Origin of the sequence: Synechococcus sp. R6-5 (assembly GCF_047461775.1) — a bacterium.
In the GTDB taxonomy this organism is placed as follows: Bacteria; Cyanobacteriota; Cyanobacteriia; order Thermostichales; family Thermostichaceae; genus Thermostichus.
In genome coordinates this window covers 1-11,350 of the sequence record NZ_JANSHV010000065.1, presented here as the reverse complement: position 1 = coordinate 11,350, position 11,350 = coordinate 1, and the positions used below count along the sequence as shown (strand labels likewise).

At 58.4% G+C, this 11,350-nt stretch carries 13 protein-coding genes; 9 read left to right on the top strand and 4 right to left on the bottom strand.

The window, feature by feature from the left end:
• The first annotated feature begins 58 nt into the window (after positions 1 to 58).
• The 3 genes from NW818_RS03985 (at position 59) to NW818_RS03975 (ending at position 2,409) form a co-directional block, all read left to right on the top strand.
• On the top strand, positions 59 to 646 hold the full coding sequence (locus NW818_RS03985; RefSeq protein WP_414328684.1) for a lysostaphin resistance A-like protein: 588 nt from the start codon (positions 59 to 61) through the stop codon (positions 644 to 646).
• A gap of 174 nt (positions 647 to 820) precedes the next feature.
• The gene (locus tag NW818_RS03980) at positions 821 to 1,615 is read left to right on the top strand and encodes an alpha/beta hydrolase (RefSeq protein ID WP_414423889.1); all 795 of its coding nucleotides are present in this window, start codon (positions 821 to 823) and stop codon (positions 1,613 to 1,615) included.
• Positions 1,616 to 1,758: 143 nt separating this feature from the next.
• Positions 1,759 to 2,409 (top strand): peroxiredoxin, encoded by a 651-nt coding sequence (locus NW818_RS03975; protein ID WP_414423888.1) that lies wholly within the window; start codon positions 1,759 to 1,761, stop codon positions 2,407 to 2,409.
• A 102-nt stretch (positions 2,410 to 2,511) separates the two neighbouring features.
• Here the strand turns inward: NW818_RS03975 and scpB are convergent, their stop codons facing one another.
• Together scpB and NW818_RS03965 are read right to left on the bottom strand one after the other, a co-directional pair.
• Positions 2,512 to 3,081 carry an SMC-Scp complex subunit ScpB gene (gene scpB / locus NW818_RS03970; RefSeq protein ID WP_414423887.1) on the bottom strand — a complete coding sequence of 190 codons (570 nt, stop codon included), beginning with the start codon at positions 3,079 to 3,081 and terminating at the stop codon, positions 2,512 to 2,514.
• A gap of 99 nt (positions 3,082 to 3,180) precedes the next feature.
• Positions 3,181 to 5,337 (bottom strand): NAD(P)H-quinone oxidoreductase subunit 5, encoded by a 2,157-nt coding sequence (locus NW818_RS03965; protein ID WP_414423886.1) that lies wholly within the window; start codon positions 5,335 to 5,337, stop codon positions 3,181 to 3,183.
• Between the two features lie 336 nt (positions 5,338 to 5,673).
• On the opposite strand from NW818_RS03965, the gene NW818_RS03960 reads away from it, so the two are divergent.
• Positions 5,674 to 6,030 (top strand): single-stranded DNA-binding protein, encoded by a 357-nt coding sequence (locus tag NW818_RS03960; protein WP_414328679.1) that lies wholly within the window; start codon positions 5,674 to 5,676, stop codon positions 6,028 to 6,030.
• Positions 6,031 to 6,055: 25 nt separating this feature from the next.
• Here the strand turns inward: NW818_RS03960 and NW818_RS03955 are convergent, their stop codons facing one another.
• Positions 6,056 to 6,904, bottom strand: coding sequence for a cobalt-precorrin-6A reductase (locus tag NW818_RS03955; RefSeq protein WP_414423885.1), 849 nt, complete (start codon positions 6,902 to 6,904; stop codon positions 6,056 to 6,058).
• Here NW818_RS03955 and NW818_RS03950 point away from each other — a divergent pair.
• The 3 genes from NW818_RS03950 to ispG are packed head-to-tail and all read left to right on the top strand — an operon-like array spanning position 6,903 to position 9,564.
• Positions 6,903 to 7,418, top strand: a complete 516-nt coding sequence (locus tag NW818_RS03950; protein ID WP_011431791.1) for a bifunctional nuclease family protein — start codon at positions 6,903 to 6,905, stop codon at positions 7,416 to 7,418. The two genes, NW818_RS03955 and NW818_RS03950, sit on opposite strands and share 2 nt — an antisense overlap.
• Positions 7,419 to 7,463: 45 nt before the next feature.
• A complete protein-coding gene (locus NW818_RS03945; RefSeq protein WP_414423884.1) occupies positions 7,464 to 8,285 on the top strand; it encodes an MOSC domain-containing protein in 822 nt (273 codons plus the stop codon).
• Positions 8,286 to 8,334: 49 nt separating this feature from the next.
• Entirely contained in the window at positions 8,335 to 9,564 is a 1,230-nt protein-coding gene (ispG, locus tag NW818_RS03940) for a (E)-4-hydroxy-3-methylbut-2-enyl-diphosphate synthase (protein WP_414331679.1), read from the top strand.
• 69 nt (positions 9,565 to 9,633) lie between these two features.
• Here the strand turns inward: ispG and NW818_RS03935 are convergent, their stop codons facing one another.
• On the bottom strand, positions 9,634 to 10,062 hold the full coding sequence (locus tag NW818_RS03935) for a hypothetical protein (protein WP_414413920.1): 429 nt from the start codon (positions 10,060 to 10,062) through the stop codon (positions 9,634 to 9,636).
• Positions 10,063 to 10,153: 91 nt separating this feature from the next.
• Between NW818_RS03935 and NW818_RS03930 the strand changes: the two genes are divergently transcribed.
• Together NW818_RS03930 and NW818_RS03925 are read left to right on the top strand one after the other, a co-directional pair.
• Positions 10,154 to 10,825 (top strand): hypothetical protein, encoded by a 672-nt coding sequence (locus NW818_RS03930; RefSeq protein WP_414423883.1) that lies wholly within the window; start codon positions 10,154 to 10,156, stop codon positions 10,823 to 10,825.
• Between the two features lie 205 nt (positions 10,826 to 11,030).
• Positions 11,031 to 11,327: a DUF2470 domain-containing protein gene (locus NW818_RS03925; protein WP_011431796.1), complete on the top strand. Its 297-nt coding sequence runs from the start codon at positions 11,031 to 11,033 to the stop codon at positions 11,325 to 11,327.
• Positions 11,328 to 11,350 lie beyond the last annotated feature (23 nt).

Genomic DNA, 11,350 nt, shown 5'->3' with positions numbered 1-11,350 from the left:
TGATAAAAACAGCAGCTGCTGTTAACCCTCCGGACTTCGAAGCCTAGGGATCCCCTCCATGACTTCCCAGATTCAGCCCTGCACACGCGAACAGATCTTGAATGGAATGGGCATCACCACCCTGTTTTCGGCTCTCATTGTGGGTCTCTGGATCTGGCTGGGATCCTCCTTTCCCGTGCCGTTTCGCTGGGATCCCCTAGCCTTGGCGTGGGGGGCAGGGCTGGGACTGGGGGTGGCTCTGCTCAGCGGCGGGGTTTACCGGCTCTGGCCAGCCTATCGTCGGGCAGCCACTGCCTACTTACACTGGGTGGCGGATCCCTTGCAGTGGGGAGATATCCTTTGGGTGGGCCTGCTGCCGGGCTGGAGCGAGGAATGGCTGTTTCGCGGTGTGCTGCTGTCAGCTCTGGTGGCCAGCCCCTTGGGGTGGACAGGCGGGATCCTGCTGAGCGGCCTCTTGTTTGGCGCCTTGCATTGGCTGGGATGGCAGGGCTGGCCCTATGCCGTCTGGGCCAGCGGGGTTGGTATCCTCATGGGGATTGGCTTGTGGCTGTCGGGAAACCTGTTGGTCACCATTGTCGCCCACACCCTTGTCAACTGGATTGGGGTTTGTGCCTGGAAATGCTTTTTCTCTCAAGCGGAGCCCTGAAGGATGCAGTTTTCCTGCTCCCCTCTTCCCTTATGGGAAAGGGGTTGCCTGTAAGCAGCGCAGAACCTTGGGCAAGTGCCGCAAATTGAGCTTAACTTACTTGTCGATGCCTTCCTGTCAATGCCCCACCGAGATCTCCTACAACTAGTTTGGGGATCCTTCCCATGGCTGCGCGTGGGGCGATCCTTGCTGCTGGTCGGGCTGGTGGTGTACGGCTACCTGCTCTGGCTGGGCTGGTTTCAATCGGAGCGAATGATCTTTTTGCCTCGTCCCGCCAGCTATCGAGATGGGGATGCCATTCTCAAGCTCACGACCTCTGATGGGCTGCAGATTTCAGCGGTATATCTGCCCAATCCGGCTGCTGCTTATACCCTCCTCTATAGCCATGGCAACGCTGAAGACTTGGGGGATATCCTGCCCCGCTTGGTGCACCTGCAGCAGGCTGGGTTTGGCGTCTTGGCCTACGACTACCGCGGCTACGGCACCAGCGAAGGGATCCCTTCCGAGGCCGGCGCTTACAAAGATATCGAGGCCGCTTACGCTCACCTGGTTGCCCAGGGGATCCCGCCGGAGCGGATCTTGGTCTATGGAAGATCAGTAGGGGGCGGGCCCTCGGTTTACCTGGCAGCGCAAAAACCAGTGGGCGGCCTGATCCTGGAATCTACTTTCGTGACTGCCTTCCGCGTCTTGACGCGCATCCCGCTGCTACCTTTCGATCGCTTCGACAACCTCAGCCGCATGGCCAAGATCAATTGCCCGCTGCTAATTTTGCACGGTACCCAGGATCGTCTAATCCCCTTCTGGCATGCTGAAGCCCTTTACCAAGCAGCACGGGATCCCAAACGCTTGGTGCCCATCGAAGGGGCCGGTCACAACAATTTGCTGGAAGTGGCCGGAGAGCGCTATGTCACCATCCTGCACCAATTCGTAGCCGAGCTGGTGGATCCCCATGTCGTCTTCCCTCAGTAGCGGCTTAGGTGAGGACAATCTTAAAATCACCTGCAATCCGCTCGGAAAAGTGGAGTTATGTGGCAAGATCGGGAGGGATCGGATCGAAGGATTCGGATCCCTGTCTCACCGGATTGAACCCTTTTACGGAGGATCAAGAGCGTATGTCTCTCCGACTTGGCGATACTGCTCCCAATTTCACGCAAAAGTCTACCCACGGCGAAATTGACTTCTACTCTTGGGCCGGGGATAGCTGGGTGGTGTTGTTCTCTCACCCCGCCGACTACACGCCGGTCTGCACCACAGAGCTGGGCACCGTTGCCAAGCTGATGCCCGAATTTGAAAAGCGGGGTGTGAAGGTGATCGCCCTCAGTGTGGACGATGTGGACTCCCACGTCGGCTGGGTAAAAGACATCGAGGAAACCCAGAACGCCACTTTGACCTATCCCATTTTGGCAGATGCAGACCGCAAGGTCTCTCAGCTCTACGGCATGTTGGATCAAACCAACATCAACCAAGAAGGGCTGCCCCTGACGGTGCGCTCGGTGTTCATCATCGATCCCAACAAGAAGATACGCCTCATTCTTACCTACCCGGCCAGCACAGGCCGCAACTTCGACGAGCTCCTACGGGTGATCGATGCCCTGCAGTTGACGGATAAGTATAACGTTGTCACTCCCGCCGACTGGAAAGACGGTGACGATGTCATCATTCCGCCTTCGCTGAAAGATCCGGAAGTGCTGAAAGAGAAGTTCCCAAAAGGCTACAAGGAAATTAAGCCCTATTTGCGGGTCACCCCTCAGCCTAATAAGTAGTAAAAGCCCGAACACCAACTTTGACGGGCGCTTGAGAAGGGATCCCTTCGTCGGGTAAAGCTGGGATCCTTTTGGTCTGGATCCCCTTATCGGGGATCCTTTTTACTGTTCGGGGAAGGAGGCTGCCTCTGCTGCTTTTTTGGCCAGCTCATCTACCGTGAAGTAGCGATGAAACTTATCGGTCACCCGCAACCAAGGGGAACGGCAGCCTTCTTTGCGATAGCGGGTAACGAAGCCTTTTTCTACCAGCTCTGCCACGTGCTGATAAGCACCTTGACCGCGCAACTCCACCAAATCGACTTGCGAGAGCGGGCCACGCAGAATGATTGTAGCCAGGGTACGGGTAGCACCCACCCCAATTTCAGGGGGTAAAAGCTGGTTGGCCAGCTCCAAAAACGGCTCCCGCAACTGCAGGGCAAACCCTTCCCCCACCTGTAGGACTTCCAGGGCAGAATCGCGATGGGCATAGTCTTCCATTAATTCCAGCAGCGCATCGTAGGCTTCGTCGCGACTGCAATGGGCCAACTGGGCCAGGGCCGATAGCTCCAGAGGCTGCCCCTTCAAATAGAGGATTGCTTCGATCCGATTTTTCAGGGCCAAGACACGCTCCCTCTGACCTTGCTTTTCCGCCAACAGGGGATCCGAAATCGACTTAAGAGAACGCGGGGCCATTGCAACAAGGGATCCGCTCAACTTGCTCCGTAGCATAGCAGCAGTTCTAGGCTGAGGGATCCCTTGGCCAAGCGGGCCGGATCCATCCTCGCCTTCGAGCTAGAACCCTACCCCTGATGCCACCACCATCACCACCACCGCTGCAAAGATAATCAAAGCGTAAAACTGGGCCTTGCCGCTCTCCAGGTATTTCATCGCCTCGCCGCTCACCATGGTCACCAAGCCCGTCAGGTTGACCACACCATCCACGATGCGGCTGTCCACCTCCAGCGCCTCCCGTGCCACGAAGCGGGTGCCCTGCACAAAGACTCGCTCATAGAGGTCGTCAATGTACCACTTGTTGAGGGAGAAGTAGTAGAGCGGCTGCAGGCTTTGGGGGAAGGTGCCCGGGTCGATGCGCTTTTGCCAGTAGATCAAGCTGGCCAAGGTGATGCCGATCAGCCCAATGCCCACGGAGCTACCCGCCATGATTAGAAACTCTGCCCAATCGAAATGGCCCGCCAGCACCTCCTGCCACTCTGCTGCCACCAGCGGCAAAATCGAGCCTGCCTCTGCCACAGACTCAGCCGGCGGGTGGATGAAAGCTTCAAAGAAGTTGGCAAAAGGGGTGCCCACCAGGCCAATCAGCACAGAAGGGACGGCCAGAGCCAACAGCGGGAAGGTCATCGACCAAGGGGACTCATGGGGCTCTGAGGCGTGGCCATGCCCATCGTGCAGGTTTTCGTGGGCTTCAGGATGGCTGCTGGGCTGGGGTTTTTCTTGAATGTTCATGGCTCCAGGGCCAAAGGCCGGTTGTTTCCCCGCAAAAACGTAGGCAAAAGCTGGCACAGGACGGCCCTGGCTGATGGCCACCTCCTGCCGCAGTCTCAGGTTGGTGCCGCGAAACTCCCCTTCGAAGGTGAGGAAGTAGATGCGGAACATGTAGAAGGCAGTGATGCCGGCGGTGAGGAAGCCCACCCCCCACAGAGCTGGGTTCCGTTCGAAAACAGCGCCCAAGATCTCATCCTTAGACCAAAAGCCGGCGAAGGGCGGGATCCCACAAATGGCCAACGTGCCGATCAAAAACGTGATGGCCGTAACCGGCATGTATTTGCGCAACCCCCCCATCAGGCGCATGTCTTGGGCCAAAACCGGGTCATGGCCGACCACCGCTTCCATGCCGTGGATAACTGAGCCAGAGCACAAAAAGAGCATCGCCTTAAAGTAGGCGTGGGTCATCAGGTGAAACAGGCCCGCCCCATAGGCGCCGCACCCCATGGCCATGACCATGTAGCCCAGCTGGGAAATGGTGGAGTAGGCCAAGCCCTTTTTGATGTCATTTTGGGTGATGGCAATGCTGGCCCCCAAAAAGGCCGTGCCCGCCCCTGTCCAGGCAATGATGTCCATAGCCACCGGGATCCCTTCCAGCACCGGGAACATGCGGGCCAAGAGGAATACCCCAGCCGCCACCATCGTCGCCGCGTGGATGAGAGCCGAGATAGGCGTGGGACCTTCCATAGCATCCGGCAACCACACATGCAGCGGGAACTGGGCCGACTTGGCCACCGGCCCCAAGAACACCAACACCGCAAACAGGGCAATCAAGCTGCTGCTCACTGCCCCGCTAGCCAGCATCTCCTGCAAGTTGCGCCCGATCTCGTCAAACGCGAAGGTGCCGGAAATCCAGTAAAAGCCCAAAATGCCCAACAGCAGGCCGAAATCTCCCACCCGGTTGACCACAAACGCCTTTTGCGCTGCTTCTGCCGCCGCCTGCCGGTCGTGCCAAAAGCCAATGAGCAGGTAGGAGCACATCCCCACCAGCTCCCAGAAGATATAGATCTGCACCAGGTTGGGGCTGACCACCAAGCCCAGCATCGAGGAGCTAAATAAGCTCAGGTAGGCGTAGAAACGCACATAGCCGGGATCGTGGGCCATGTAGCCATCGGAGTAGATCTGCACCAGAAAGGCCACCGTGGTCACCACCACCAGCATCATGGCGCTCAGGTGATCCACGACAAAGCCCATGTCCACCGAGAAGGATCCCGCCTGGGCCCAGGTGATGGTTCTGAGGACGGTTTCGTGCCCTTGCACCTGGCTGACCAAAAGGGCAAAGGCATGAACCATCGCCGTCCCGGTCGCGAACACGCTCAAAAAGGCAGCCAAAGAGCGGTTGGCCCTTGTCCAGGCGTTGAACATCAGGATACCTAAGCCGAGGAGAAAGGCTGCCACCAAAGGATAGACGGGGATCAACCAGGCGTATGTGTAGATGAATTCCATGGGAAATGCTTCCGAATGCGTCCTCTCACAGCAACGAACCTGCTCTGCTAGCCCTGCAATTGGCCGGTGGGAGTGTCTGGTGGGCTGGCATTTGCTCAACTGCTTCTGCCATTGTAAACTTTTGCGACAGAGTGCGGATCCGGATCCCGAGCATCAAGTCCATCACAGCAGAGGCTTTTCCCAGAGATCAATCGGGATCCCCGCAGCTAAATCTGTAAATATCCTAAAGAATCGGCTCTGAGCCCAAGCTGACGGTCGCAGGCCAAAAGATGACAGGGATCCCTTGCCAACGCTACAACAAAGGCTAGATCTACTGGCGGTCTGGAGAAACTACCCATGAGCTTGAACCTGGTGACCTTGGTGGGGCGAGCCGGCATGGATCCGGAGGTGCGCTACTTTGAGTCGGGCAGGGTGGTGTGTACCTTCAGCCTGGCGGTGAACCGATTCCGCAAAGGAGAAGACAAGCCCGATTGGTTCAGCCTAGAGTTGTGGGGCCGCACTGCCGAGGTGGCCGGAGAGTATGTGCGCAAAGGCAGTCTTATCGGAGTAACGGGCAGCCTCAAGTTCGATCGCTGGAAAGACAAATCCACCGGAGAAGAGCGCCAGAGGCCCATCATCGCTGTAGATCGCCTAGAACTGCTGGGATCCCGTCAAGACCGCGACTCCAACCTGCCCCCCGAAGAGCCGTTTTGACTTGTCTGGCCGGAGCTGGGCAACCTCAAGGTCCCGCTCCTTCCAAGCATCGCCTGCATTCCTGCACCACCTCTGTCAAATCCTGGCTGCACCAGGGATAGTCCAACGGGGGTCGCCGGATCACCCACAGAGGGATCCCCAGGGTTTTGGCCACTGCCTGTTTGATCCCCAGCCCACCTGCTTCCCCAGAAGCTTTGCTGATCACCACCTGAGGGCTGAGCTGTTGCCAAAGCTGTAGTTCCTGCTCCAAGCTGAGGGGTAAGCGCATCCCAATCACCCGCTCGGCAGGGATCCCGGCTTGCACCGCTTGGGGAACCGATTCCGGCAGCACCCGTGCCCACAGTTGGCAGCGATCTTGCCAAGGTACAAACAGGGGCAGGGCCTTCACTCCCACCGTCAGCAGCACCCGCCGCCCCGCCAGCACCGCCTCTGTGAGCACCCCCTGCCAGTCCGGCACCACCTGGACCCAGGGATCCAGCTCCAGAGGAGGGCGTTCGTAGCGCAGGTAGGGGATCCTCAGTTGAGCCGTCACCTGGATGGCCAGTTGCGAGATTTGCTGGGCAAAAGGATGAGAGGCATCCACCACTACGCGGATCCGGCACTCTTGCAGGAATTGTTCCAGAGATGGCGGCGAAAATCGGGTGACCACCACCTGACCAGGCAAATCCTGATACAGCCTTCTGGCCCCTTCAGTGGTGACGGTTGCCACCCAAGGGATCCCCTGCCGGCTGAGGGCGTCGGCCAAGCTGCGGCTCTCGCTAGTGCCCCCGATCAAAGCCACTTCAACTGGACTACCAACTGAGCTCATGGTGTGTTGCCAAACTTTGACGCCCGTAGATACGATCAAGATCACCGGCTGGAGGCAATTGCTCATGATCGAGATGCATGTGGCTGGGATTGCGGTCGATGCCGTCAACCAAAACCCCATTGTCATCCTGCGCGATGGCAGTGAGCGTCGTGCCCTGCCCATTTGGGTGGGAAAAGCAGAGGCCAACGCCATTTTGCAGGCCCTGGACGACCAAAAGCCACTGCGCCCCATGACCCATGATCTCATCCTCAATTCCTGGAAGACGTGGGGGATCAAGCTGGAGCGAGTCATCATTCACGCGTTGCTGGATAACACCTTCTACGCGGTGCTCGTCACCGTGAATGGTGACAAAAAACAAGAGATCGACTGCCGCCCCAGCGACGCCATTGCCCTCGCTCTGCGGGCCCATGTTCCCATCTGGACGGTGGAAGAGGTCATTGCGGAAGCCTCGATCCCCATGAACCAGGATGCCGACGAGGCGGAGCGGGAGGCCTTTCGCAAGTTTGTAGAAAATGTAACCCCCAGAGACTTTATCCGCAGCTACCCCATGACCGACCATCCCACCGAAGCCGACAGTTAAGCAGCTAAGGCGGATCCCACCCCCAGGGATCCCGGCAGACAGGCCATGCCCCAGGTTGCCAGGTTAACGGTCTATCCCATCAAGTCCCTGGATGGGATTTCTTTGTCTGAGGTGAGGCTGACGGCGGGGGGAACTTTGGAAGGGGATCGCCGCTACGCCCTGGTGGATGCGGAGGGGAAGCGGGTGAACGGCAAACGCCATGCTGCAGTCCACCGCCTGCGTGCCCGGTTTGATCCCCGGTTGTGCCGGGTGCAGTTGTGGGGGGAGGGCAAGGCGGCTCAGTTTGACCTGCAGCAGCAGCGGGATGCTTTGCAGACTTGGCTCAGCGATTGGTTCGGTTTTCCGGTGCAACTGCTGGAGGATCCTGTCAGGGGATTTCCAGACGATCCCTATGCCGACGGCCCCACCCTGATCAGCATAGCCACTCTGGAGACGGTGGCCGGTTGGTTCCCCAACTTGACCCTGGAAGCGGTTCGGCAGCGCTTTCGCATGAATATCGAGCTGTCGGATTGCTCTGCCTTTTGGGAGGATCGGCTCTTTGCCCAGGCAGATCAAGGGGTGCGCTTTCGCATTGGGGAAGTGGAGCTGCTGGGCCTCAACCCCTGCGCCCGCTGTGTGGTGCCCAGCCGGGATCCCCTGAGCGGAGAGGCCTATCCCGGTTTTCAAAAGCACTTCGTAGCGCAACGGCAGAAAACCTTGCCACCCTGGGCCGAAGCCAGCCGCTTTGACCATTTCTATCGCCTTGGAATCAATACGTGGATCCCGAGAACGGAGGCGGGCAAGCACCTGAGGGTTGGGGATCCCGTCGAAATCCTCGGGGTTGAACCCCTCAGCCTTTACCCTGAGCTGAATCGAACCCCAGGTTAGTTTCCGACCTACAATCAAGCTAGAGCAGCTCTTTTGGCTTGACCAAGCTATGCAAACCCTGGATCGGCCCAACGCCCCCACTCAGCAGCCCTACCCAGAACCGGTCTATCCCCGTCGCCCCACCCGCACGGTGGCCGTAGCCGATGTGTTGATCGGCAGCCAGCACCCGGTGGTGGTACAGTCCATGATCAACGAGGACACCCTCGACATCGACGCAGCAGTGGCCGGGATCCGCCGTCTGCACGAGGCAGGCTCAGAGATTGTGCGGGTTACCGTTCCCAGCATGGCCCATGCCAAGGCGATGGAGGCAATTCGGGAGAAGCTGATCCAAACCTACAAGCCCGTGCCTTTGGTAGCTGATGTCCATCACAACGGCATCAAGATCGCCCTGGAGGTGGCCAAATACGTGGACAAGGTGCGCATCAATCCGGGGTTGTTCATCTTTGAAAAACCTCAGCCCGGTCGCACAGAATATACCCAGGCGGAATTTGAGGCCATTCGTAACAAAATCCGGGAAACCTTCACCCCCCTTGTCCAGACCCTCAAAGCCCAGAACAAAGCCCTGCGCATCGGGGTCAATCATGGATCCCTGGCAGAGCGGATGCTCTTCACCTACGGGGATACGCCTGAGGGCATGGTGGAGTCAGCCCTGGAATTTGCCCAAATCTGCGCCGAGCAAGACTTTCACAATGTGGTGCTTTCCTTCAAGGCCTCCCGCCCGCAGGTCATGTTGGCGGCCTACCGGCTGGCAGCCCGTCGCTTCGATGCCCTGGGCCTGAATTACCCCTTCCACTTAGGTGTCACCGAGGCGGGCGATGGAGAATATGGGCGCATCAAGTCGGCGGTGGGGATCGGAACCCTCTTGGCTGAAGGGATTGGCGACACGATTCGGGTTTCTCTCACGGAAGCGCCAGAGAAGGAGATCCCGGTGGCCTACGGCATTTTGCAAGCTCTGAACCTGCGCAAAACCATGGTGGAGTATGTGGCCTGCCCTTCCTGTGGCCGCACCCTCTTCAATTTGGAGGAGGTGCTGCAGAAGGTGCGCGCCGCAACCCAGCACCTGGTGGGGCTGGACATTGCCGTCATGGGCTGCATTGTCAATGGGCCAGGAGAGATGGCCGACGCCGACTACGGCTACGTGGGCAAGACGCCGGGGGTGATCTCTCTCTACCGCGGCAAAGAGGAAGTGAAAAGGGTGCCGGAATCGGAAGGCGTGCAGGCGCTGATCGATCTGATCAAAGCCGATGGGCGCTGGGTGGATCCCCCTTCTTCCCATTAACTCTGCTTCCCCCTCAAGAGGCGACCTGCCCAGCCATCCTGCCGCGCTCTTGCTTCGCTCAGAAACTGGCTAGTGGCGTTTGCCACGCAGGGCTTTGGCGCGGTTGTTCACCTGCCTTACAAACAGAGGCAGCAGGTGCGCCTGGATATATTCAAACGCTGCTTGCAGACCTTCTTTTTCGTAAACCAGGCCGATTTCCGCCTCAACCTGCGTGGGATCCCTGAGGGCCGACAAAAATTGATTGGAGGTCAGCCACGTGAAGAGTTCTGCGCGATTCAAGTCACAACTGGGCGGGGAAGGCACTTGCCAGTCTTGAGGTGGCCCAAGCAGCCACTGCCGGGCAAACAAGCTCAACACCGCATCCCCCAGCCAAGCCTTGTCGCGACGGGATCCCTCGTCCAATTGGGCCACCTGCTGTCTGATGGCCTGGCTGGTCGAGGAGCAATGGGATCCTGTCGGCATGGAAGTGGCAAGTGTGCAAGGACTGGCAGCAGACAAGCCCGGCGGCGAAGCGCCCCTGCCTCATTTTAATTAAGATAGGGTCTGGCCCGTTGCAGATGGAGTGTGGCATTGTGAGGATCCTTGGAGCATGTTGTTGGAGCTAACCCCAGAAGAATGCGAATCGGTGATTCCGGTGGTGCCAACGCGCCTTCAGTATGCGGCTTACTGGAGCGATGCCCTCAAGAGCACGGGCCGCATCATCACGGCCATTTTGGTGGGCGTGGCGTTGCTGGTTCTTTCCCGCGCTTTCGGCGAGGGATCCTTTCTGGGGGCAATCGCCTTCCTGGTCGGGATTCTCTCGTTGCTCTATCCCTTCCTGTGGGGGCCGCTCTACACCATCTCCCGCCGTCAGCTAGCCTTTCGCGAGATTCCCTATGGGGGATTGTTTTTTGGGCAGGTGCTGCGTACTCGCCGCTTCGAGGTGGTGGTGGAAGAGCGAGAAAAGCTGGATGAAGATGGCAACTTCTACATTGAAGAGGTGCGGGAGCGCCAGTTTGAGATGGAAATTGGCGATGAGACCGGAGTCGTCTATCGTGTGCGGGCCAAGGACGATCCCCGCTACAGGCGAATTGTCAAAAAGCAATCGGTGCTCGGGTTGGTGAAAGCCTATTCCCGCGATTTGCAGCGCCGGCCCACCTTGAGCGAGGTCTATGTGGTCAAGCTGGGGGAGTGGGTGGGAGATGTCTCCTATCTGGATCGGGAGGCTTTTTTGGATATGGCAAATGAGCTGTTGGAGCTACAGGCCCAAGGACAAGCTTGATCCCCTGGATCCCTGGTGTTCTCTGGGATGGAGGGGAAGGGATCCCTGCCTTTTTATTCTGAAACCTAAACGGCTGCCTATCCGGGAGCGCCGCTTTTAACGCTGGGTTAGCCGCATTATTGTACTGGCCAGGGGTAGGGTTGGGTAGTTTACTGTGGACTGGCGGGAGCTTTAAACTGAGGGCTGTAAGCTAAAAACAACTGCCATGGGCGATCCTCTCACCCCCCAAGTTAGCGAGCGCATCTGCAAGCACATGAACGAAGATCATGCCGATGCAATAGCCCTCTACGCCAGGGTCTTTGGCCAGGTGGAAGGAGTTACCCAAGCCCGCATGCAGGCCATTGACCCGGAAGGGATGGACTTGCGGGTGCAGGTCGACGGGGCCGTACAAACGCTGCGGATCCGCTTCGACCACCCCCTGCGGGACTCCGAGGACGCCCATCAAACCTTAATTGCCATGGTGAAGCAGGCTCGCGCTCAAGTTAAACAGGCTACAAAGTGATGAGAGCATGACTCTAGTCAATA